At 69.0% G+C, this 23,762-nt stretch carries 13 protein-coding genes; 4 read left to right on the top strand and 9 right to left on the bottom strand.

Going from position 1 to position 23,762, the window contains the following annotated elements; translation table 11 throughout:
• Positions 1-49: 49 nt before the first annotated feature.
• The 4 genes from BLU81_RS26635 to BLU81_RS51635 form a co-directional block, all read right to left on the bottom strand.
• Positions 50-4,243, bottom strand: coding sequence for a tetratricopeptide repeat protein (locus tag BLU81_RS26635; protein ID WP_092547190.1), 4,194 nt, complete (start codon positions 4,241-4,243; stop codon positions 50-52).
• Between the two features lie 737 nt (positions 4,244-4,980).
• On the bottom strand, positions 4,981-5,349 hold the full coding sequence (locus BLU81_RS26630; protein ID WP_157751798.1) for a hypothetical protein: 369 nt from the start codon (positions 5,347-5,349) through the stop codon (positions 4,981-4,983).
• 380 nt (positions 5,350-5,729) lie between these two features.
• Positions 5,730-6,542, bottom strand: coding sequence for a helix-turn-helix domain-containing protein (locus BLU81_RS26625; RefSeq protein WP_092547188.1), 813 nt, complete (start codon positions 6,540-6,542; stop codon positions 5,730-5,732).
• Between the two features lie 68 nt (positions 6,543-6,610).
• Entirely contained in the window at positions 6,611-6,742 is a 132-nt protein-coding gene (locus BLU81_RS51635) for a hypothetical protein (protein ID WP_269460906.1), read from the bottom strand.
• 649 nt (positions 6,743-7,391) lie between these two features.
• Between BLU81_RS51635 and BLU81_RS26615 the strand changes: the two genes are divergently transcribed.
• Both BLU81_RS26615 and BLU81_RS26610 read left to right on the top strand, forming a co-directional pair.
• Positions 7,392-9,833, top strand: coding sequence for a hypothetical protein (locus BLU81_RS26615; RefSeq protein WP_231953522.1), 2,442 nt, complete (start codon positions 7,392-7,394; stop codon positions 9,831-9,833).
• Between the two features lie 29 nt (positions 9,834-9,862).
• Entirely contained in the window at positions 9,863-10,477 is a 615-nt protein-coding gene (locus tag BLU81_RS26610) for a hypothetical protein (protein ID WP_231953521.1), read from the top strand.
• Between the two features lie 88 nt (positions 10,478-10,565).
• On the opposite strand, the gene BLU81_RS26605 is transcribed toward BLU81_RS26610, so the two are convergent.
• Positions 10,566-12,794, bottom strand: a complete 2,229-nt coding sequence (locus BLU81_RS26605) for a DUF6493 family protein (RefSeq protein WP_092547186.1) — start codon at positions 12,792-12,794, stop codon at positions 10,566-10,568.
• Positions 12,795-13,058: 264 nt separating this feature from the next.
• Entirely contained in the window at positions 13,059-13,658 is a 600-nt protein-coding gene (locus BLU81_RS26600) for a DUF998 domain-containing protein (protein ID WP_172890625.1), read from the bottom strand.
• 168 nt (positions 13,659-13,826) lie between these two features.
• Between BLU81_RS26600 and BLU81_RS26595 the strand changes: the two genes are divergently transcribed.
• Both BLU81_RS26595 and BLU81_RS48605 read left to right on the top strand, forming a co-directional pair.
• Positions 13,827-16,682, top strand: coding sequence for a BTAD domain-containing putative transcriptional regulator (locus BLU81_RS26595; protein ID WP_092547184.1), 2,856 nt, complete (start codon positions 13,827-13,829; stop codon positions 16,680-16,682).
• A gap of 19 nt (positions 16,683-16,701) precedes the next feature.
• Complete coding sequence (locus BLU81_RS48605; protein WP_157751797.1) at positions 16,702-16,863, top strand: hypothetical protein; 162 nt, start codon at positions 16,702-16,704, stop codon at positions 16,861-16,863.
• 135 nt (positions 16,864-16,998) lie between these two features.
• Here the strand turns inward: BLU81_RS48605 and BLU81_RS26590 are convergent, their stop codons facing one another.
• Genes BLU81_RS26590 through BLU81_RS26580 form a run of 3 tightly spaced genes read right to left on the bottom strand, consistent with a single transcriptional unit; the run spans position 16,999 to position 23,753 of the window.
• A complete protein-coding gene (locus BLU81_RS26590; RefSeq protein ID WP_092547183.1) occupies positions 16,999-18,534 on the bottom strand; it encodes a plasmid pRiA4b ORF-3 family protein in 1,536 nt (511 codons plus the stop codon).
• Complete coding sequence (locus BLU81_RS26585; protein ID WP_092547182.1) at positions 18,476-19,720, bottom strand: TIGR02679 family protein; 1,245 nt, start codon at positions 19,718-19,720, stop codon at positions 18,476-18,478. Before BLU81_RS26585 ends, BLU81_RS26590 begins: the two co-directional genes overlap by 59 nt.
• Positions 19,713-23,753, bottom strand: coding sequence for a TIGR02680 family protein (locus BLU81_RS26580; RefSeq protein WP_231953520.1), 4,041 nt, complete (start codon positions 23,751-23,753; stop codon positions 19,713-19,715). The genes BLU81_RS26585 and BLU81_RS26580 overlap by 8 nt, the downstream gene beginning before the upstream one ends.
• Positions 23,754-23,762: the final 9 nt, after the last annotated feature.

Below are 23,762 nucleotides of genomic sequence, written 5' to 3'. Positions count from 1 at the left end.
CCCGGCAGGATCGTCCGCAACGACTTTGGGCTGATTGGCTCGGGCTCGATCAACCGGCGTCCCGGGCGGCGGTCAGCCAGGGGTGCTCGATCGAGTGCGGGCGGGCCAGGACGTCGTCGAGCTGGTCGCCATCGGGTTGTTCGATGGTTGCCTGGCCGAGTTGTCGCAGGAGGTGATTGTAGCCGCGAACCAGGTAGGCCTCGGCCCTGCTGCCACAGCCGTACTTCTCGCGCACCATGGGCAGCAGCGCGGCGAGACCGGTCCGGGCTGCTGCCGACCTGCCCTGCATGGCCAGCGTGAAAAGCAGGTTGCATCGGCCAAGCAGCGTCTCGCTGTGGATTGGGCCGTATCGGTCGCAGTTCAACTGGTGAAGGGCTCGTAGGTGCGCGGCAGCAGCGGCCAGGTCCCCAGTTCTGGCCAGGGTAAGAGCGAGATTGTTACGGCATGTAAGCGTCATCGGATGATCCCTCCCGAACGCCGTCTCGTGTGCGTCGAGGGCCGCCTCATATTCGGCGGTGGCACGCGAATCGCCAAACGCCGCCAAGCCGAAGGCCAGATTGCCCCAGGTGGTCAACGTGGCGGGCTGCAGGACGCCGAGGCGCCGACGTTGTACGGCCAAAACGGCCCTGTAATCGCGTTCCGCCTCCGTCCACCGCCCTTGCTCCGCCAGCGTCTTGGCCAGGCTCTGGCGCGAGATGAGGGTAGTCGGATGCTCAGCACCGAGTACTTTGCGCTGGCCCCGGATGAGCTGACGCAGTTCGGTTTCGGCCTCTTCCACCTGTCCGGCATCCCGGAGGGCTACGGCGAGATTGTGCCGGACGGTCAACGCTGCGTGGCTGTCCCGGCCATGGCGCCTCTCCTCTACAGCCAGTACGGCGTGGTACTGCTCGATAGCTCCTGCTGGGTCACCTGAATCTTTCAAGCAGATTGCGAGGTTCTGCCGGGCGGCGACGACGAGCGGATGCGCGTCATCCAGTTTGCTCGCGACCGAGTCGAGGATGCCCTGGAGGTGCGCGGCGGCCGCCTCGGGTCGCCCCTGTTCGCGGAGGGCTACGGCCAGGTCCTGGCGTAACGTGGGTATACGCAGGTCGTTCTGCGCTTCTGGCGCTTTTGCCCAGGCTCGTTCGACGATCCTCAACTGAATCTCGGCCTCGTCCACCCGTCCCGCCTGGAGAAGTGCATCCGCCAGAACTTTTCGGCTGAGCAGGATGTTGTCATGGCCGTCGGGGTGGATCTCGAGTTGTCGATCGATAATTTCGGACAACTCGTGGACCACGGATGCGCCGCCGTGCAGGTGCATATTCACCGCAGCGCGCTGGGAGCGGGACGCGAGGGTCACGGGGTGCGCCGGGCCGAGACGCTTAACCTGGTATTCGATGATCGTCCCGTACTCGGTGGCTGCTTCTGCGGTCTTACCCTGTACCAGCAACGTTTTCGCCAGAGCGGCGCGGACGGCGAGCACGGCGTTGTGATCGGGTGCCAGTTGGCCGAGCAGGCCGGTAAGGATGTCGCGGAACGTCTCTTCGGCCCGCAAACTGCTGATCTTGCCCAGGAGCATATGAACGTCGGTGAGGTTGTGCCTGGTAACCAGGGAGATCTCATGCTCGGGACCCAGGATCTCGATAAGGCTATCGAGCACGGCTCGGTACTCGCTCTCCGCCTCGTCGAGCCGACTCTGCAGCATCAGGGTCAGCGCAATGTTCCCGCGAGTCTGCAGTACGGATGGATGCCGATCCCCCAAGACGCGACGTTCGAGGGCGAGTACCTCACGGAACTCCGCTTCGGCTTTGACGTACTGGTTGTCGTCTCGCAACGCGACTGCCAGTTCATGCCGGGCAACCAGGGTGTCCGGATGGTCAGGCCCGAGAACCTGACCGAGTGCGGCCGTGACGAAGGTGATCTCCCGCGTGGCTTCTCCGATCCGTCCCAGGGCACGTAAGGAAGCCGCCCGATCGTGCCTGGTCAGGAGAGTGGCGTGCGCTGTCGCCCCGTACCTGACGATCTCCTCATCGAGGACCTGGGTGAATTCTTGCTCCGCTTCTGCGTAACGCCCCTGTCTTTGCAGAACGGCCGCCAGTTCGAACTGCGCAGAGATCTTTAGTACGTCACTGTCCTTCTCCTCACTGAGATCCGCTATCCGGGTGATGTCCCGGAACTCGGTTTCCGCCTGGGCGAGGTCCCCGACATCGCGGTGGACCAGTGCACCCTGATATCGGATCCCGAGCCGGGCCAGGGAGGGCACAGTTTTCGCGTCGCACTGCCGGAGCGCCTCTGCCGATAACTCCATAGCCTGGCTGAACCGAGCCGTCGCCCTCAAGTAGTTGATCGCAGTGCAGGCGAAAGCCAGCACCAGTTCCACGTTCTCGGAAGGCAGGACCGGCGGCAGTCGTCGCAGCATGGCTGGCCAATGTTCGGCGATCGGAGCAAAGGCCTGCCAGTGCTTTGGATCTCGGCCGGCCGCAGGTGTCTCCGTCACGAGGACGGCATAGGCGGTACCAGCAGCGCCACAGTGCACATCGGGGTCCTTGACTGAAGCGATGGTCACCTCAGCGACCAGAGGATGCATTTGATAGGCCGGGCCACCGTCGATTTGCACGACATCGAGCAGACCGAAGCGGCTCAGCGCGGCGAACGCGTGCCGGATGTCCGCCGGTTCGGTCCGTGCCGGCCAGACTGGCGTGCCCGTGAGCCGTTCGGGGTCAACGAACGCCTTGGGAAGCGGCACGTTGGGAGCGAACCATGCCAGTAGCCGCAATGCCTCACGTACCGGACCGCTCCGCCGCGCCTCAAGGAGCCGGATGGACAACTCCCACGTGCGGGCCACGCTGTCGCGCGTCCGGTCGTCTTCGTCGCGAAGATCCCCGATCACTTCCGCGGCCATCGCGTCAATCCGTAGCGGTGCTTCCGCCAGAAGACTCCCGTATTCGTTGAAGGTGCGCGAGGCTGCCAGCGGATCCTCCGCGGCGGCGGCTAGGTAGGAGCCTGCGAGCTGCAACGCCAGCGGCAGGTTCCCGAGACGCGCGGCGAGCAACCCCGCTTCCTCGGGCCCACCCGCGCCTGGTGCGAGACCGAGAAGAACGCCGGTCGCCGCCGCATCGTCGAGCGTGGCGATAACAGTGACATCAGCGGCGGCGCCCCAAGGCGTCCGGGATCGGTCCCGGGTGGTGACCACCACCGCGACGCCGTTGCCGATGGGCGGCCGCACCCAACCTGTGCCATCGCCCAGCGCTGCCCCGGGACATCCCAATATGTCGAGATCGTCCGCGTTGTCGAAGACCAACAGCCACGAGCGTTCCCAAGCTGCAAGATATCGCCAGAGCAGTTCCGCCGCCGGTCGGCCGCCCCTTGCCCACGCCTCCGCCACGATCGCGTCAGGCGCGCCGATAAGCACGGCCACCGCCTGTAAGCCCTCGATCATGGTCGCCGCCGACGTCGCATTGATCCAGAACACCTGATCCCCACGATCGCGTGCGATGGCGCCCGCTCGCAGAGCGATCGTCGTCTTGCCGACTCCACCCATGCCAGCCAGCACCTGCACCCGCCGGTTAGCCATGCCGAGCACCCGGTCCACCTCGGTGGATCGGCCGTGCACAGTCGCGGGCAGTCGCCCGAACGGCGGGTCCAGAGACGCCAGAACCGTTGTGGGAGTTATAACGGAATGCCGCACGCGGCCTGACGGGGACAAAAGTCCGCCACGGTCAGCAACAGCGGAATCAGCCACAAGGTGGGCGTCCCACCCGGGGATGGTGCCGGCCAGCCGAGCCTCGCGGGCAAGCAACTGGCCCGGGGGCAGCACGTTCAGGAAGGAACAGATGATGCTGTCCGGCGCGCATCGCATCTGATTGTCAATCTCATCGCGCCACCAGCGTGTAATTTTTACGCCCCAGGCTTCGGAGCGGGCAGCCAGGGCCGCGTCGAGCCGGTCGATCGATCCCGAGTCCAAACTCCCTGTGCCGGCAACGTTCGTCACGAGGCAATACCGCTGCACCCCTCGGGCGGCGAGATTCTGGATCTTGGTAGCTTCCCCGTCGATGACCCGGAGTAGCCACGTGACCGGGTCCCTCTGGTCCTGGTTCTTGGTGAACTTCACCTGGTAGACGACGGTTCCGTGAACAGCATCCCGACCGCCGTCGGCCTGGCCCAGCGGCATGGCGTGGACGTCCGGACCGAAGGCGTGGGTGAGTAACGCCTGGATGAGTCGCTGGAACTCCTCGTCGCCCAGATCCTCGTATCGGTACGGCATGCCGACATGCTCGCACCCGGGTACGACACTTTGTTACGCCCCGGGTTTGATGGAGATATTGCTCTTCCCCGGTGTCCATGGACTCTCCATCAAACCCGGGGCTTGGCAGGGGCATGGCCGACCTAGTCGGAGGCAGGCTTGCCGTGCTGTTTTCTCTGGGTGTTGCTGGCCCCACTGTTCTGGAAAGTCCTGGCCCCACCGACTGCGACGGGTGTCCATGGGTCGATGGGAGTTCCAGCTCCAGTTGGCCCCATCGGTCCCGCGGGATGGAACAGCCGCATCTCAGCCGGCCGAGCCTCGACGAGTCCGCAGCCAGACAGCCCTGCCCCAGGCGCTGCGCTCCCACCAGCGACGCCTTGGGGGCGATTCGGTGGCAAGCCGGTCGAAGACCGGCGCGGCAGCACTTCGGCCCCGAGTTGCGCCACCCGGTGAGGCCGCGATGACGCCTTCGGCCATCGACTCCTGTGTGGGGCCATGCGGTCTGGAATCGCGGCGGCCGGGGCCAGGAATCGATGGAACTGTGGGGCCCGAACAACCCAGCGTGAACACCGTGCTCACCGCCGCAAGGTCGAGCCCTGCAACCCAGCCTGGAACCGCACGAAAGACTCCGAGTCGCCTGCACTTCGCCGGTGGCGCCATCGAGCGGGTCAGAACTGCGGAAACATTCGTCGGGTCCGTGCGCGTAGTTCTGCGGGAAATTTTGCCATCATCAGGCGCGAGGGCTTCTTGCCGCGGGATCAATCCTGCGTGTCATTGAGCGTGAAGTCCGAAATGGAGGTGAGAAGGTTGCCCGACACGTGCCAGGGATTGTTTGCATTACCGATGACCTCGATGAGGATCGCGTCGCCAGCGCGGGCGAGTACACGGAACTCGTCACCGCCTCGGAGGGTCAGGCCCCCGCCTGCATCTGCGTCCTCGGCGATGCGGTAGACCTGCGATGTGGTCGCCGCTTCAGCGCGCGCGTCGAACATCTCCTTTACGGACTTGCCCTTCCTGACGGCGGCCTTCACGCCAGCCTCGCTGACCCTCAAAACGACAGCACCTACGAGGGCGACGGCAAGGCCAAGGTTCCTCGGTCCGCCGAGCTTCTTGGCGAAGGTCGTCATAAGTTGATATCCGCCCAAGTTGGACACGCACCGCCCCCAACGATCTCGAGTGAGCGTGAGCGTAGCAGCCAGATGGGCCCGCCAAGACTCACGGAATGTACGCCTGAGCCCAGCAGCCACGAACGAACCATCCAGCGAAGCCCACCATGCGGCCAGCGCTGTCCCGCCGGCCTGGTAGTACAGCCGTCCGAGGCGACTGAGGAAGGTGTAAATCAGGCTAACGGGCCGGACGAATACCCCTTGAACTGGTCAAACGTCCCGGCAATGGGTTGCCGGGGATGGCCGTGGTGTGGTTCGCATGGTGCAACGTCCGGCCCACCTTTGCCGGTCTGGGGGCGCCCCCAGACCCCACGTCACGGTGGTGGCGCGGAGCGTGGCTGTCACGGTTCGTGTCGCGACGGCTCCGCTGCCTCCACGTCTTTGCCGGTGTGGAACTGCATCTCGTTCCAGTGGTCGAAGTGGTACGAGACGGCGGGCGTCAGTGCCAATCCGGAATTGAACAGCAGAAACTCGATGTCCAGGTCGCCGAGAATCTCGGCCAGCCACTCGGTTCCGTCCCGATCCTCCTCGAAAAGGTCGGGATCCATGTCTGCCAAGAGCTCTACCTGCTCGAAGATCAGGTAGAGGGCTAACTCCTCCAGGACTGTGTGGGCGACGAGGTCCCCGCCCCTGAATCGTCGGCGGAGCCTGATGACCGCTGCTTTGAGTCCGTAGACGAACTCATAGTCATAGCGAGGTAGAAATTGCGGGGGTAGATCACCGTCCAGCCAGGCCGCCGCGAGTTGCCCGAGGTGTGTTCCTCGGGGCTCGCTGGCGAGAGCTTGGAGATCGTCGACGAGGTGGTCATGGAGGAGGTCGCTACCCACTGCGAACGCGATCGCGCATGTTCTCCCGCCGAGTGAGCAGAGCGCCTCAGACCATGCCTCGTGGTTACGGTCGATCTTGCGAAGCCAGTCGTCACCGGGGGCGCCCTGATCCGGCTCGGCTTCGGGGAGCTTGCTCCACCCCAGTGCCCGGCATACTCCGCGAGCCTTGTCGTGACGGATGGCGCCGCCGGACTCGTAGCGGCTCCACGATTTTGCGCCGATTCCCGCCTTGGCCGCAGCTTCCTCGATGCTCAGGTTGAGCGCGAGTCGGCGGTCGCGGATGGCCTTCGCTTGTTCCGTGCTGCCCGTCGTGGTCCGGGGGACCATGTCGCCTCCTATACTGTCCGGACATGACGTGGTCAGTATAGGAGGGCGTTCTGGTTGCGTCCAGGCCGTCATTCTGGAGCGGTCAGCGACTGCTCCCCGATCCAGTAGCGGGTGCGTTCCCGGACTACCGAGGTCAGGTGGACGCTGTCCCCGGCCTGGCCGAGGGTGTGGGGGTTGTGGACCCAGCCGGGTGGGAGCACGAGGAACCGTCCGGGCTTGAGGCAATCTCCAGGTGAGGGCCGTCGGCCTTGAACTGTTCGACAACTCGCCGAGCGGCTGCGTGTTGGAGGCCTGGTAAGCGCGATGGGGTTCTTCGACGACCGGCCGCCGGAGCTGCCAGGTCGTGGATCACCGACTCGGCCACTGTGTTCTCGCCGCCCGCGTTCGCTTCGTGGTGCCGCGACCGATGCTGGGGCTGGTGTGTCGGGTAGTGGATTTTAAGTGTGGGCTGGAGGGGCGAACCGAAACATTGATGGCGGCGTACGTTCCGGTAGAGGCGCGGGACGGGCGCATGACGGGGAGGGTATCGATGCAACCAGGACAGCTGGGGGTTGACGTGGTGGCCCTGCGTGTCATGGGCTCGGATGTGGCCGGGGCCGCTGTGACGTTGCGGGAGGCGGTTGCCGCGACGGGGGCTGGTCTTGTGCCTGCTGCTCCGCCTGGGTCTGTGGCCGGCTTGGCGGCTGTGGCGGCGGAGAAGGCCTGGTCGGCGGAGTGGGAACGGCTGACTGTTCGGGCGGATCGGCTCGGTCGGAAGATGGTGGCCGCTGCTGACAGTTATCAGAGCGCTGACCGGGCCGGGGCGGACGAACTGCGGCGCAGTGGATTGTCGGTGTTCTGATGAGTGGGATGACGCTTCCGCTTCTGTTGTCGTTCGACGTCACCGTCTGGCATGCGGCTGCGGACCGGTGGCAGCGGCTCGCGCGGGGCATCGATGACGCCACGGACCAGTTGATTCGGGGGACCCGGGACTTCGCCTTCGCCTGGCCGAGTGGTGTGGGCTCGGCGGCCGCGGCCCGGGAAGCCGACGCGTTGCGTGTCGAAGTGAGTAACAGCTACAACCCGGCTCGGCGCATTCACGAGGCGATGGATCAGCACGCGTACGCCATGAGCGCTCTGCGGCAGCAGGCCGAAAGCATCGTCGCGGCCGCTCGGCAGGCCGGATACACCGTGGACACGGCGGCCGTCACCATCACCGCGCCTGCGTCCGCGTACATGGGTGGCAACCTGGATCGGACCGGGCGAGAGACCGGGTTACTGCTCAACGATCTGCGTTCGGTGGTGGAGTACGCGCGGGCGCAGGACGACGCCACGGCCGGTGTCATCAACGACAATGTGCCTGATCCGCGGGTCGGGTTCGGGGCCAGCCCGGCCGGTGCGATCTCGCGGGCTGAGGAGCTGGCGCGCAAGCTCAAGGACCCGGCCTACCAGCCGACCGCTGCGGAGCTTGATGAGTTGCGGGACCTTGTCCAGACGTACGGCAAGGACAAAGTTTTCGCCTTTGATCTTCTTGATGCTCTCGGGCCGATGGGGCTGCTGGAGCTCAGTGGCACGTTGGCTACTTATCAGCTTGACCGGCCGGGCAGAGATGCCGACGACGTGCTGTTCAACCGGGACATGGCCGAGGTCGTACGGGATCTGCAGAACGGTCTCGGGGTGATGCTGAGCACCGCGACCACCGAGGGCGGGACCATGACCGGTCTGCGGGGTGAGACCTATGTGCCCGGTGAGTACGAGTTATCCAGTCAGTGGGTCACCGATCTGATGGCCGCCGGGCGTAGCCGAATGGACATCGGCGATCCGTCCAGCCCGATGCGGTACGTGGAGGATGTCTACGGTTACCAGCTGCTCGGGCCGCTGCTGCACAGTGGTGGCTTCGACTCTGGGTTCCTGTCGACCATCGGCGGAGACATCGTCGACTTCGAGATCGAGCAGGGCAAGGGCAGCGACCTGTGGGGCGAGGCGCGTGGGGAGAACGTGCGCCTTGACTGGACCCAAGGTCACGACGACAACAAGACGCCCGCCGGGTACGACCCGATGAACGGCCTGATGGACGCACTGTCTCGCAACGGCGAGGCCGGCCGGGACCTGCTCACCGGTGTCACCGACTACTCCAGCGACGGTCCCGGCGGCGGTCGGCTCCCCCGGCTGGACTACCTGCTCACCGACCGGAACTGGGAACCGACCGCTGACCTTCCCGGCGGGCCCGGCTGGACGGCCGAGGTACTGGAGCACGGCGGGGACTACAAGAACGGGGCTCTCGAGAAGTTCGGTCTCGCATTGGAACAGGCCACGACCGATACCCCCGGGCCGGACGCGCGGCGGCTCGTCGAGTCGATCGTCTACGAGTCCAACGTCGACGAGCAGGCCCTGGGCGCAGCCAATGGCGCGAACCCGAGGGACGGCAAGACCGTCGGGTTCGCGGAGTCCAACCTGGTACCGCCGGAGATCCGCGGTTCGATGGCGAACATCGTGTCGTCGTACATCTCCGACATCAACCAGAACATGGTCGACGGGACGCGTTTCGACACCGACGCGGCCGTGGAGGTGGACCGGACCCATCTCACCCGCTTTCTGGCCGACCTCGGCAAGGACGAGGGCGCGCGCCAGACGATCGCGTTTGCCGAGGCCGCTTACGCCACCGGCAACTACCACGAGATCCTCTCCGGCGGGCAGAACCCGGCGGCCGGCATCGACGACAAAGCCCTGCGATCGATCGATGTCGTGTCACACACCTACGGCAGCGTGATGGGTGCCGTCGATTTCGGGGCCGGGGAACAGCTGCACACGGACAGCGAGCAGCAGGACTCGGCGCACAACAGTGTCATCGAGGAGCGGTACAAGGCCGCCAGTTTCCTTGCCGACCAGGTGGTCGGCAAGGTGACCGAGAGGATTCCGGTGCCCGGCGTCGGTGACCTGGCCAACGAGTTCGTCGGCGGTGTGCTGGATGAGATCCAGGAATCGGCGAAGACTGAGGGGCAGGGCAGGGTTGCCTACGACCTCGGTGACCTGCTGGGCTCCGGTCGCGACGGCTCGGCCAAGCTCGCCGAGATGGCGCTCTACGAGAGCGGCCGACTCGAAGGCCTGCCGCCTGGTCTCAATCAGGATGGGCACCTGAAGCCGGTAGCAGAGTGGACCGAATTCGAACGAAGGGATTGGCAGTTCTACAAGGATGCGGACGGCCGGGATACGGTCGGTCATTCGGCGACTCAGGCAGGGGATGGCTACCAGAACGGCTATGAATGGGCCAAGGATGTCTTGGGCCGGCCGGAGAGAGGCGAATCCAAGTGAAACTGTGCGCTGCGGCGCTGGTCGCCGCGATGGTGGTCCTGGCCACGGCAGGCTGTACCGATACCGATGAGCCGGTGAACCCGGGCGCGTCGGCATCAAGCGCGCCGACCTCGATGACCTTTGACGAGGTATACCGGATCCTGCCGATGGACGGAACCAGGGATCTGCCGATCAGCTGGGACCTGTCCCAGGTGCAGGACACCGACGAGATACTCGCCGCCCGGCGGAGTCTCGCTTTCCTCAAATGGTTGGATGCATCGACCGATTGGCCCTCGGTGATCCCGATCGGACGGTTCCTGTTCACCGAGAGGTCCTACCAAGCGACCCTGGAACCGTTCATCAACGCCACGGACACCAACGATCCGCGGATCGGGCCCATCTGGGTCAAGACCGTGGGCGTCGAGACGAACGGGCCGGACCAGGTCACGGTGACCTTCTGCACCGATATCGGCTACTGGCGCAATACCAGCGAAAAATCTCAGGTCCGTAGAGATCGGGCGAACCTCGAGTCGTACGAGATGCACTACGTCCAGACCAGCGACGGTCAACGTCGCTGGCTCGCCGACAGGGTCTCCGCCAATGACGGGAAACGCGGGCCGAAGTACGACGCGGAGTGCACGAAGTGGGCCCAGCACCAGCCCTGAGCTGACTACCAGGGCGAGGCCAGAGTCTGGCGTAGTCGGCGGGCCTGTTTGGCCGCCTGTGAGGTGGCTGGGGTGTCGGCCAGGTCGTTCAGGCCGGGGATTTCGCCGGTGGCGCCGATGTGGGCGGCGCAGTCGGCGGCCAGCAGCAGGAGGCCGCTGAGTTTGCGGGGGCGGGTCGGCAGGGCCAGCACGGCGGGGAGCATCGCGTGCAGGCGGCCCACACCAGGCGGTACGCCCCGGCGCGCGCGGCCTCGGTCAGGACGGGGGCGACGTCCATCATGTCGTCTCGCTGGGTGGTCCAGCGGCCGAGTTGTTCGCCGCACCACTGTTCGTCCAGGTCGCCTCGGGCGGACGCCTGCAACAGCGCGTCGACCACGGCCGGTCGGTCGGCCCGGTCGGTTCCGGCGATGGCGCTGGCGAAGACCATGTTCAGGCGGGGACCCGCGGGGCCGTCCGCCTCGACCAGCAGTGGGAGATCGGCGAGGTATTCGTTGAGGAAGACGGGGTAGCCGTAGGGGTTGGTCAGCTGGTCGGCGAGATATTCGCGGAACACCGGGACCAGTGCCACCAACTCGGGCAGTACGGCGGGCCGGAAGCCGGTGGAGAAGTGCCAGGTGGCGTCCAGTTTCTGGTCCAGGTGCCGGAAGGCCACGGTGAATCCGTCCCGCCCGACTGGTAACGCGGTTCGGGCACCGGGGTGATGGCCGGCGTGGACGCCGCCGGTGTTCAACCAGTGGGCGAGCCGGGTGCCGTCGGGGGTGCCCGGGCCGGCCGCCGCGGTGGCGAGCCGGTCGCGTTCCGGGGGCTCGGGCAGCCAGGTCCGCAGGAGTGCCTGGTCGAGGTCGGTGTGGTCGGCGCGCAGGCCCAGCCGGGTGTACTCGGTGAGGCGTTCGACAAGCACCGCGGCGTCCAGCGCGCCTGTGCTCCAGCCGGGTGTGGCCAGCAGGAACGGCACCGGTTCGGTCAGCAACCGGCGGGCGGCCTCGTGCCAGCGGGCCTGCAGGAGATAGTCGTACAGGCAGGGGATGCAGCGTTTGTGGTCGGCGCGGCCGGACATGTCTCCCGGGTCGGCCGGGATGTCTTCGACGGTGACCTCGCCCAGGACGGCTCTGAGTAGTTCGTTGAGGCCGCCGGGGATCCAGCCCTGCCGGTGGACCACGGGGGCCAGGTGTTCGGCCAGTGCTGCCCGGTCCCGGTAGGCGGCGCGGATCAGGCCGTCGACCGCCCGTTCCCGGTCCAGTGCCGTCGGCCTGCGCACGGCGAGCAGGGCGGCGATCTCCTGGACCGCCTCGCTGGCGCTGCCGGGTGCGGCGGCGGTAGGCCGTGGTGACGACACCACGACGGGCGGCGGTTCCGAGTCGGTCGCTGTGGGCTGTGCGCCGAGCGCAGCGGCGGCTCGTTCGCGCAGGTCTGGTGCCAACCGCGGAAGAGCTTCGATCAGCTGCGTGCGTACGGTTTCACCGGCGGTGCCGAGGTGCCGGGCGGTGAGCTTCCAGGCCTGTTCCTGCACGGTGGTGTCGTCGTAGCCGAACGCGATGGCGACCGCCGGGAGCAGGTCGGCGGAGTCCCCGGGCGTACGGCGCAGTGACTCGACGGCCCGGCCGGCGGACGGTGCTTCGGCGTGCCCGGCCAGACCGGCCCAGTCGTGGGCGCGTTCGGCCAGCTCGTCCTCGGTCGGCTCCACCTCGTCCAGCAGCTTCTGGAAGCCGCGCGTCTCGATCACCCGGCCGCCACGCAGCAGCCCGTCGACGCAGCGGTCGATCAGCGGCGCGCGGGGTAGTTCGCCGGTCTCGGACAGGGCGATCAGTTCGGCCCGCCAATGCCACGGGTGGCTCAGGAACGTACCGAATCCGGTGATGTCGAAGACCCGGGGCAGGAACTCAGCGGTGTACGGGTCGGCACGGAACGCCTTCGCGACCGACTCCTCGGCCGTGGTCCGGCGGGGGTGCGTGATGTCGGTCAGGGTGCGTTCCGGTTTCCGCCGCCACTTGGTCAGCGCCCATTCGAGGACGAAGCCGTCGTCGGTCTCCGGTACGGCGCCCGCCATCCACAGCAGACCCCGGGCCAGGCGGTAGAGCTCCCCGTTCGTGTGACCGCTGAACGCCCAATCGACCGGCCGTCGCACCGGCACCGCGGCGGCGACACGCCGCCCGGCGTCGGCGAGCCAGCCGGAGTCCCGGCCGGCGAAAGCGTCCAGTTGCGGGCCAGCCCAGTCGGACGAATTGCGCTGCCGCCGCCATAGGGCGATCAGCGCCTTCGTCACCTCCGCGGAGGTGACGCGGCAGCCGAGTGCGGCGAGCGTGGCGGCGGCGTGCACCTCCGGCGGAGCGCCCGGAGTCAGGGCCTTCTGGGCCGCGTTCAGCGGGCGGCGCGCGCCCGTCTGGCCGGGTCGTCCATGGTCGCGAGCAGGTTCAGGACGCCGGTGCGGTCGCCTCGGGTGGCGGCGTCGGTCAGTTCGGCGGCGGTCATCGCCGGGCCGGTACCGAGGTGTGCGCACCGCTACGGCGCGCGGGGAACGGGACATCGGCGAACACCTGCGCCACCTGGATCATTCGGGCGAGAGAGTAGATGATCTAGCTCTTCATCGCATCGGGGTAGGGGCTTTCAGCGCGGCTCCCAAGGCGATGAAGCCGATCAGGAACGGGTAGATGACGCCGCGTTCGAAGAAGCCGATCAGGATGCCGGTGTCCGTCGCCACGGTCAGGTAGACCACCAGTGAGGCGAAGCCGAGGACTCCGAGCAGCACCAGGGTTCGGCCCAGACGGCGGGAGATCCCCAGCAGACGGTGTGCTCGGCCGAGAAGGATCGCGAGGGTGTTGCCACCGCCGAAGGCTGCGAGAGCGCCCAGCCCGTGGAAGACGGAGGCATCGTTGTCCCCGGGGAACAGGGCTACCAGGGTGCTGCCGGCCGCCATCAGGGTGGCCGTCGCGATCAGTGCCCCGATCCGCCCGGCCGGCAGTCCCCTCAGCATCAGGACGGCGGCCGGCACGGTGAGGCCGAACAGGATGAAGCCGGTGTTCATCACCGCGGCGAGGGGTGAGTACATGTGCTGACCGAGCGCTGTCGACGGGCCGTGCACTCCCAGATTGCTGATGAAATGGTAGGTGTAGCTGTAGGGCGGGTCGGTCCACGCCGCCGCGGTGATGAACTCGGCGGCGAAATAGATGCCGCCGCTCGCCATGAATGCCAGTCCCGCTGCTCGGCGCCGCGGGACGGTGGCTGTTCGGGCTTGAGATCGGTCACGGTGTCCTCCTGGGATCGGGGTTCGTGTGAAGACTGCGGTGGGCCGCTGACACGGGACGAACATGGGACGAATACGGTGGCGCCACGCGTACGCGAAGATGGGTCGATGGACGGGAACGCGGGGCTTCGCGTCACGCTGCTCGGCACTGTCGAGGTGTCTCGTGGCGGTGCCGTCCTGGCCGTACCAGGGGCGTGGTTGCGGGGTCTGCTTGTCCGGTTGGCACTTGCCGGTGGTCGTGCGGTGCAGGCCGGCGTGCTGGTCGACGCGATCTGGGGCGAACAACCGCCGACCGGTCCGGGGGCCGCGCTGCAGACTCTCGTCACCCGGTTGCGTCGGGTCCTCACCCCGGCCGGTGTGCTCATGCAGGCGGACGGCGGCTACCGGCTGGCGGTGGACGCGGCCGATGTGGACGCGCTGCGTTTCGAACAACTCGCCACCACCGGACGGGAGAGTCTGCGGTCGGGTGACCTGATCGCCGCGGACGCTGCGCTTGCCGAGGCCGTCGCGTTGTGGGGCGAGAATCCCGGCGCCGAACCCGCGGTTGTCGCCGTGGTCGCGCCGGCCGTCGCGACACGGCTGGCGCAGGTGTCGATCGAGGCGGTGGTGGATCTCGCCGAAGTGGAGCTGGCACTGGGACGGGCCGAGGCTGCCGCCGCCCGGCTGACCGGGGTGCTGGCCGAGCAGACCGTTCACGAACGGGCGGCCGCACTGCTGATGGACGCGCTCGCCGCCGCGGGCCGCCAAGCCGAGGCGTTGACCGTTTATGAACGGGTCCGTGTGTCGCTGGCCGATGCTCTCGGCGTCGATCCGGGATCTGCCCTGCGCGAGCGCCACCAGCGGCTGTTACGGAACACCGGGCCGAAGGCGGCCGAGGTGTTCCAGCCGGCCGGACTTCCGGCACCGGTGACCAGCTTCGTCGGCCGCGACGACGATCTCGCCCGGATCGGCACGCTGTTCAGCATCGGGCGCCTGGTCACCGTGCACGGGCCCGGTGGTGCTGGGAAGACCCGGCTCGCGTTGGAGGCCGCCCGCCGGCACCGCGACGAGTACCGCGACGGCGCCTGGCTCGTCGACCTCGCGTCCGTCACCGAACCGGCGAAGGTCGCCACGGCCGTGCTCGCCGGTATCGGGCTGCGCGGCGGTGCGATGTTCGACGCCCGCAAACGTGCGCCGGATGCCCTCGCCGTCGAACTCGGCGGCCGGGAGTGCCTGCTGGTGATCGACAACTGTGAACATCTGATCGAGGCGGTGGCCCGGCTACTCACCACTGGGAGCCGCACCGCGCCGCCGCGGCACCGCACCCTGCGCGCGGTCATCGCCTGGAGCTGGGAGCAACTCGACGAGCGGGAACGTATCGTCGCTCAACGGATCTCGATCCTGCCCGGCGGCGTCACCCCCGCCTCGGCCGTCGCTGTCTGCAGCGGCAGCGTCGTGCCCGCCGCCGAGATCCCGGAACTGCTCGCGACCCTCGTCGACCGGTCGTTGCTGCAGCTGGCGCCCGAGTCCGGCCGTTACCGGACCCTCGAAACCATCCGTGAGTACGGCGTCGGAAGCCTGAGCGATACCGGTGACCTCGACACCGCCCGCGACCTGGCCGCGCACCATTTCATTGAGCTGATGGCCCGCCAGGATTCCCGGCTGCGCGAGCCCGGCCAGCGGGACGCCATGAAGATCATCAGCGCGGAGTACGACAACACGCTCGCCGCCCTGCGTCACCTCTGCGCTGTTCGCGACTCCGCCGGGGCTCTCCGTCTCGCGCTGAGTCTGACCTGGTACTGGCAGATGTCCGGGCGGCAGAGCGACGGCGCTCACTGGCTGGCCCGGGCCCTGGCGGTGCCCGGCGGTGAGCCGTCGCCGGAACGGGACTGCGCCCGAGCGGTCTCCCTGCTCGACCGGGCCGACGCACTGTCCGGGATCACCGCCGGGCAGGCCGCCGCAGATCAGGCGGAGATGCGTGAACTGGCCGGGCGGCTGCTCGATCAGGTGCGGTTGCCGGGGCACTATCGCGTGTTCGGCCCGGTTCTGCTCTTCCTGCTGGGGGAGGAGGCGGCGTTCGGGGCCTTCCAGAGCCTGGCTGACGGTGACGACGAGTGGCTGTCCGGGCTGGCCCATATGTTCCTCGCCGAGGTGGCTGAGAACACGGGTGCGCTGTCCCGGACGCGCGCGCACGTGGACGCGGCTCTGGCCCGCTTCCGGCACGCCGGTGACCGGTGGGGGCAGGCCGCCGTCCTGCCGATGCGGGCCAGGCTGCGGCGTTACGACGATCTTGACGGCGCGCTGGCCGATCTGGACGAAGCTCGGCTGCTGGCTAGCGGGTTCGGGGTGCTCAGCCTCAGCGATCAGCTCTACAGCGATCTGCGGTGGATCGACATCCACGTGCGGCGCGGCGACACCGAGCAGGCGATCGTGATGATCGACGCGGCGCGGGCGCGGGCGCTGCAGGCGTCGTCGGTGGAGATGCTGGTGCTGGTCGACGCGTGGGAGGCCGGTCTGCGGACACGGCTCGGTGAGCTGGACCGGGCGGCGGTTCTGCTCGGCGACGCTGAACGGCGTCTGGTCCGTGATGCGGCGTTCTCCCCGGCGACTCGGGCGCTGGCCGGCAGCGCGCGGACGGTGCTCTGCCTGGCGCAAGGCGACCTGCCGGGAGCGGACAAGGCATTACGAGCGGCGTACGAGTCCGCGCTGGCCACCCGGGAACTCCCCGCCCTGGCACCGGTGACGGTGACGGCGGCCGCACTCGCCGCGGCCCGCGGGCAGCAGCACGAGTCGGCGACGCTGCTCGGGACCGCCGCCCGGCTGCGGGGCGCACACGACCACACCGACCCGCAGGTCCGTGAGCTCACCGGCCGGGGCCGGGCCGCGCTGGGCCTGGAGGAGTTCGAGGCGGCGTACGCAACAGGCTGGGAACTGGCCCCGGCCACCGCGGTGACCGCCGCGAACCCGAACTCCGGGCCATGCTGACTGGCAGAAAGCTGCCGGTGTGCTCTGTGGCAAGGCCGGCACCCGCGATGTTGTCGACGCCACGGTTGTCACGGTCGCTCTGACGTACGGCGCGATCGTTTTCACCAGCGACCCGAACGACATCACACGGCTCGGCGCCGCAGCGGATATCAAACCCGGACTGGTGGTACGCCGGGTGTGAACTACCGGCACAGGGCTATGTGCCGGTAGTTCACTTCCGGTGAAAGCGGTGCAGAGCTGGCACCCGGTACCTGGTTTGCGCTTCTCGGGCCGCCTCAGCGACGTCGGTGTGCGGCTGCGAAGCCATCCGGCGACCCTATCCGCGGCTGGTCAGGGCGGTCGTCACCGCGGCGGCGTCGAAGTGGGACGGGTCGAAGTCGGCGGCTGAGCGCAAACCCAGCCACTCCAGACGGTCCGCGTGTTCCGGGTGGGTGGGGTCGGTGAGGATCTCCACGAGTTCGGTGTAGCCCCAGATACCGCCGCAGTCGTCCGGCGGGGCGGCGCGCCGGCCACCGGTGCAGCGCGGATATGCACCCGCCGTGCGGTCGAGGATCTTCTCCACGACGATCTCGTGTTCCCAGTTGTCGCCGAAGTCGTAGAGGTAGCGCACCTTGTCTCCGGTGGCGGGCGCGACCTGTTCCAGCGTCACCGGCTTCTCAGCGCGGTGCTCCAGTTCCCGGTCGGCGACACCGAACTCGCCGTACGGGGTTTCGAAGACGTGCATGTGGCCGTCCTGCCAGCCGAAAGTCGTCTGGAGGATGTGGTGCAGGTCGGCCAGGCTGGTGTCGCCGGGCAGTTCCAGGCGCCGCCAGATCGGCGGTTTCGCGCCCCGCAGACTGACCTTGATCTGGAGGATCGGGGCGGGCCCGTCGGACTTCTTGCGTTTCGCCGGAAGTTTGGGGGCGAGCGGACGACGCAGCCGGCCGCCGGCCTGAATGCTCCGCGCCTGTGCCGAGAGCTGCGCCAACTGCTCCAGCGCCGCCTTCCCCGCGTCGTCACCGTGGGTGGCGGGCGGCCGCGACGGCTCCGGAAGAACCCTCAGCCGGGCGCGCAGCAGCACCGCCAGGGAGTGGTAGCCGGGGCCCTCGTCGTCGTCATCGCCGAGGTCCGCCGCACCCTCGTCCCGGTCGTGGTCGAGGCGGGCGCTGAGAGCACGTTCGGCCTGCCAGCGGAGTTCGGCCGGATCCAGGTCCTCGGCGGTGAGCCGCACACCGGATCGGCGGGCGTCCGCCACGACCATCTTCTCGATCCCGTCCAGCATCTCGCCCGGGACCAGGGCGATGTCGGCCGCCGCGGCACAGTCGAGGTGGTCGACGTGGATGAGGAAACCGTGCGTGCGCCCGGCCCGTTCGAAGGAACACTGCAGGATCGACGCCTCGCCGATCCCGTCGCTGTAACGCCGGACCGGTCCCGCGGTCACCGGCTCCTTCAACTCGCCTGCCCACGCCGGGGCGGTCACTCCGGCCGTCAGCAGGTGCCGGGCGGCGTCACCGGCGCCGACGCCGTCGAGCACCGCGTCGATCGCGAGCAGCACCCCGAGCGACTCGGTGCTGGACACCAGAGCCAAGGCCGGGACGATGCCCCCGCTCAGCGCCTCGGTGAACCCGTCGGCGGAGACCTCACCGGCGGCGGCGAAACTCGCGCCGAACAGCTCGGCCTCCAGCGGATCCTCGACGTCGAGGTGAACCGTCGCGGACGCGATGAGCTCGTTGATGAAGACGCCGGGGTCGAACTCGGTGCCCGAACACTCCGGACAGTCGCACTCCTGCGGGCCACCCGGTGCCGGCGTCAGATCACGACGAACGGACTGGCGGGACTTCGTCTTCTTCCGGCCGCGGCTCACGGGACTCATCCGGCCATTTTGCCCGACCGGCCAGATCGGTCAGCAGGGTGTCCAGCAAACGTTCCTCCATCACCGACCGGCCGAGATCGGTCATCGCCTCGGCCAGTGACGGGTCCCAGGCGGTGGCCGAGGGGGTACCGGTCAGGGGCAGACCCGGGCCGCCAGCGGCAAGATAGTCGGTGCCGGACATCCGCCACGGCACGGCCCCGGGATAGCGGGCCAGGGCAGAGGCTGTCAGCCGTACGCCGGTCCAGTCGAAGTCGTTGCGCCATCGGATCACGGTTCCCGGCGCGCGCCGGGCCAGGAGTGCGTGGACCGCGATCGACGGCACCCCTTCGGCGCAGATCAGCGGGGCCGTGACGTGCCCGGCGGCGGCTCGCAGCACCGCCGGGTTCTCGCACACGAAGATCTCCGCGGCGGGCAGTGTCAACGGGGTGAGCCGTAGCTGGTGCAGAGTGACCCGGAACGGCACGTGCGCCGCCGCGGCCGACGTGAGCCAGTCACCGAGCAGACCGCCGGTGGCCGGGAGGTTCAGAACCAGCACCTGACTCGCCAGGTCGTCGGGCACCACCCCGGCCAGTTCCCACAGGGCCCGTTCCTGTTGCGCTCCGGTCGGTGGCGCGATCTCGTGCCACGCAGCCAGCGCCCGTAGCACCAGCCCACGGACCGGGCCGTCCACCAGGGCTTTGGTGTCACCGAGGACCCGCTCGGCGAACACCGGCATCGGCTCACCGGAGACCGGCAGCGCTTCGAGAACCGCCAGCACCCGTGGGAACGGCAGTCCGCCGCGAACGATCCTGGTCAGCGTCCCGTCGCGACGCAGCGTGTCCAGCCATCCGCCGAACCAGGGCTGCCCGGCGTGCCGGCTCGCGGCGGCCAGCGCCAGCAGCGCCGCACGCCCGCCGGTCTCCCGGACACGTTCGCCGGGACGATCCCGGAACGGGCCGACCACCTCGGCCAGACCGATCCCGTACGCGTCCCGCAGGAAAGTGTCCATCTCGGCCAGCCGGACCGTGACCCGGCTGACACCGGCCGGACGATGCACCCCGGTCACCCCGATGACGAGGTGCCGTTCCGCCTCGTCCGGCGCGGCCAGAGAGACAGACCCATCGAGACTTCCGCCGGTACGTTCCAGGCTTCGCCGAGCCGCCATGAGCAGCCGTCGCCAGCCCGGATCGGAGGCCAGGTCAGGCATCGGCGGGAACCGCGCGGGTCGACGGCGAGCCGAGTGCCGCCGCGAGCGTCCCGTCGAAATCGGCCACGTTCACGGTGCCGTCCCAGACCAGCAGAACCGTCGACACGGTGTGCTCCACCGTGGAGTGTGACAGGTCGTAGTGCGCACAGCCGGTCACCGCCGGATGGGTGGCCCACAGGTCGTACCCGGTCATGAAAAGGTCCAGATCGAACTGTTTGGCCAGCGACATCAGCTCGCCGCGCCCGTTGTCGTCGACCCCGGCGAACGCCTCGTCCAGGCCGAGCAGCCGGGGCGCGTCCAGGCGCGCCGAACCGAACAGCGCGTTCGCCGCCGCGAACAGCGGCAGGTGCAGCGACACCGACTGCTCGCCGCCGGAGAGCTGACTGTGCCGGGCTCGGGTCAACGGCTCGGACACTCCGCCCGGCCGGTGCAGGGTGAACGCGAAGACTCGCCACTGCCGGTAGTCGAGCACTTCGGCGAGCAGTTCCCGGTATGGCTTCTCCGCCGCCTGCGCACGCGCCGACTTGATCCGGGCCGCGAAATGCCGCCGCAACGTGGTGAGCGGGCCCGGCCCGAGCCGTGCCGGGTCGCGTTCCAGTAGCCGGCACACCTCACGCTGCTCCGGGTCCAGGTCGTCGGAGAGCCGCCAGCCGACCCCGACGGTCAGCCCGGACGACATTCTCCGGGCGCGCATCTGCTGGTCCATCGCGCCGACCAGGTCCCGGGCCTCGATGGTCCGGCGGTGGATCTGCCCGGCCAGTTGACCCAGCAGCGCGTCCTCGAAGACCCGCTGCTCCGCGTCGGTGAGCAGTTGTTCCTGGTCACGGCGCTCGGCAGCGATCCGTTCGGCGAAGGTGGCGACCGGGGTCAGCCCTCGCTCGTCGGCTACCCGGACCACGATGACGCCCTCGTCGGTGTCCCATTCCGGCCGGTGGTCGAGCCCGGCGGCCGGCAGTTGCGCCTGAAGATCGGTGAGCGCGCCGGTCAACCGGGTCGCGCTCTGCTTCAACGACGTCTCGGTCGGGCTCAGTTCCCGGGTGGCGGTCAGGACGGCCTCGTGCAGCGTCACGATCGCCGGGTCGAGATCATCGTCCGCGGGGTCGCCGGCCGGCCACCGCAGGTGAGTCGGGCAGCGCATCAGACCGAGAAGATCACTTTGGGCGTACGGACGGAGCCGCACCGCCTCGCGCCGGGCCTCCACGACGGCCTCCGCCACGGCCTGCGCACCGATCTCGACCCGCGCCGCCGCGCCCGCCCGGTTCTGCTGGGCTGTGCTGTGCGCCTCCCGGGCCTGCTCCAGGGCCTGTTCCGCGACGGTGACGGCGTCCTCGGTCTCGGCGACCTCCGCCAGCACCCGGGTCGCCTCGGCGCCGATCGCCGCCGACAGGGTCCGCAGTTCCTCGTCCTTCTCGGTGTGCCGGGCGTGCGCGGCCCGGGTCGCCCGCTCGGCAGCCTCGAACCGTTCCTCCGCCTCGGCGTGCCGTTCGGCGGCCTCCTCGGCCGCACGGGTGGCGCTCTCCACACCGTCATGAGCGTGCCGCAATTCGATCCCGAGCCGGTCGAACCGGTCCAGCGCGGCAGCGGTGGAGTCCAGCCGCTCGGCCGGCAACATCCGTTCGGCGCTGGCCCGGCGCAACCCGGTGGTGGCGGCGGCCCGCTCGGCCACGGCGGTGTCGAGCCGGCCGGACGCTTCGAGAGCCGACTCCCGCCGTACCCGCAGTAGGGTCGCGGCCCGGTCCAGATCGCGCTCGGCGCGGGTGATCGCGGTGCGCGGCGGCAACGCCGCACCCGCCCGGTCCACCGCGCCCAGCACCTGCCGCCGGTCCTCCCGCGCGGCCGTGACCTGCTCGATCTCCTGATCCAGGGCGGCGATCCGCCGGTCCCGGTCGGCGATCCGGGCGGCCCGCCGAGCCGCGCGGGCGGTGGCCCCGATGTATTCGCAGCGGTCCTTGGCGAACCGGCCGGTTCCGGACCCCTGCGCCCACCGGCCACCGTCGGTGACCCCGGACGGTCCGGTCACGTCCCCGAGGGCGATGCCGCGAAGGACGGCCGTGATCCGCTCGGCGGACACCAGATCCTGGTCCTCGGCCACCAGCACGTCGGCCAGCGTGCCGGCCCGGTCCGCCGGATCAGTGGCGATCCGCAGGTAGGCGTCCTGTTCACCGTCGGCCAGAGCCGTCTCGGTGTCCTCGCCGGACGGATGCAGCCAGGCGTCCAGCAGCCCGGCCGCGTGCAGGGCCGCCTCGATCCCGGCCGCCTCCGGATCCGGGATCCCGTCAGCGAACCGGACCAGACGCCACAATGGCGCGCCGGCCCGGTTCTCCCGCGACGCGGTCCGGGTCGGCGCCGAAGGCGGGGCGTCGTCGTGTTCGGCCGCGATGGCCGCCCGCTCGTCCACCACCTGCCGCCGCTCATCGGTCAGCCGCTCGATCCGGGATCCGAGCGCGGCCACCTCGTCGCGGATCGCGCCGACAGGTGCGGCCACCCACCCGTGGTAGACCTCATGCAGAGAATCCGGGCCGATGGCGACCGACTCGGCGAGACGGTCCGGTAGATCCGGCACGTCCAGCTCGGTCAGCAGTCCGGTGTGTTCGGTGCTCCACGCCCATACCGCCGCGGTGGTCTGCTCCCTGGCGACCTCCAGCGCGTCGCCGGCCTGCTCCTCGGCGGACGTCGCGTCCTCCACCGCGGCCCGGGCGGCCCGATCGATCTCGGACGCCCGGACGTGCTCCCGCTCCGCCTCGGTCAGCCGGCCGGCCAGTTCCCGCACCGCCCGCACATCCTCGCGGCGCGCCGCGGACCGGGCCGCCAGCCGGGCCGCGAGCCCGCCGGAGTCCGCATCGCCGGCCCGCCATTCGATGCCGCCGGCCTCGGCCTCCACCACCAGGTCGGTCGTCACCCGGTTCACCCGGGACCGCGCGTCGTGCGCGGTCGCGGCGGCCCGCACCGAATCCGCCCGCCGCCGCCCGGCGCCCTCCTGCTCGGCCCGGACCACCTCGTCGGCCCGCCGCGCCGCCTCACCCAGGTCGTGCACGTGCCGTTCCAGATCGGCCAGCTGCTCGTGCGACCGGTAGGCGGCCGAACTCTTCAACCGGTCCAGATGCGCCCGCAGCCGCGCCGGCTCGCCCTCGACCGTGCGCAGCCGTCGCTCGTTCTGCTCGACCCGGGCCAGCGCCGCCTCGGCCTCGGCACGCGCGGTGGTCAGCGCCTCCCGGCGTTCGCCGACGCCGTCCCGGCGGGCACCGACCGCATCGGCGGCCGCCCGCGCGTGGGTGCGCAGGTAGGTGGCGTAGATGGAGAGGAAGGCCGTGGTCGCGGCATCAGCCGCGATCAACCCCTCGAGAGTCCGGGCCACCGCCTCCATGTCGTCGAACGAGCGCGCAGCCTCGACGAGCAAGTGATCCTCCACCGGCCGCAGGCCCCGCTGGAGAGTGCGGGACAACTCCACCGGGTTGAGATCCTTCGCCAACTGCGGCTTGCGCAACGTCAGCACCAGGTCGAGCAACTGCTCGTAACGGGCCGGGCCCAGCCCGAACAGCCGTGCGTCCACCAAGTGCCGGTACTCCTCGGCCGAATCGCGCACCGACTCCGCGCCCAGCCGGTCGATCAGGTCACGCCGCGACACGGGGCGGTCGTCGGAGTCCAGCAGCGACAGGTCCACCCCGACCCGGCCCTCGGCGACGAAATGCCAGCGGGTCACCCGATCGTTGTGCCGGTGAGCCCGCAACCCGATGCCGATCGTCACGAACCGTTCGCCGTCGCCGAACTCCATCCACACGTAGGCGTACGCCGAGTCCTGCCCCCGGTAGAGCAGGTTCGACTTCATCGTCCGGTCCTCACCAGCGAACGGGTTCAGCCGCCGCGGCTCGATCCGCCCGTCCAGCACGAACGGGAACAGCACCTCCAGAGCCTTCGTCTTGCCGGAGCCGTTCGGGCCGCGCAGCACGAGCCAGCCGTCGACGAAGAGGAACTCCTCGTCGCGGTAGTCCCAGAGGTTGATGACACCGGCACGGGTGGGGGCGAGACGAGCCAAAGGAGAGTC

Source organism: Actinoplanes derwentensis, from assembly GCF_900104725.1.
Lineage (GTDB): Bacteria > Actinomycetota > Actinomycetes > Mycobacteriales > Micromonosporaceae > Actinoplanes > Actinoplanes derwentensis.
The sequence above is the reverse complement of the archived record's forward strand: the minus strand, read 5'-3'. Positions and strand labels throughout refer to the sequence as shown.

Coding starts and splice junctions, on each gene's coding strand:
- BLU81_RS26600 (WP_172890625.1), bottom strand. CDS start 13,658: ATGGCGAGCGGCGGCATCTATTTCGCCGCCGAGTTCATCACCGCGGCG.
- BLU81_RS26590 (WP_092547183.1), bottom strand. CDS start 18,534: ATGAGTCCCGTGAGCCGCGGCCGGAAGAAGACGAAGTCCCGCCAGTCC.
- BLU81_RS26610 (WP_231953521.1), top strand. CDS start 9,863: ATGGTGGTCCTGGCCACGGCAGGCTGTACCGATACCGATGAGCCGGTG.
- BLU81_RS26595 (WP_092547184.1), top strand. CDS start 13,827: ATGGACGGGAACGCGGGGCTTCGCGTCACGCTGCTCGGCACTGTCGAG.
- BLU81_RS26585 (WP_092547182.1), bottom strand. CDS start 19,720: ATGCCTGACCTGGCCTCCGATCCGGGCTGGCGACGGCTGCTCATGGCG.
- BLU81_RS26635 (WP_092547190.1), bottom strand. CDS start 4,243: ATGCCGTACCGATACGAGGATCTGGGCGACGAGGAGTTCCAGCGACTC.
- BLU81_RS26630 (WP_157751798.1), bottom strand. CDS start 5,349: ATGACGACCTTCGCCAAGAAGCTCGGCGGACCGAGGAACCTTGGCCTT.
- BLU81_RS26615 (WP_231953522.1), top strand. CDS start 7,392: ATGACGCTTCCGCTTCTGTTGTCGTTCGACGTCACCGTCTGGCATGCG.
- BLU81_RS26625 (WP_092547188.1), bottom strand. CDS start 6,542: ATGGTCCCCCGGACCACGACGGGCAGCACGGAACAAGCGAAGGCCATC.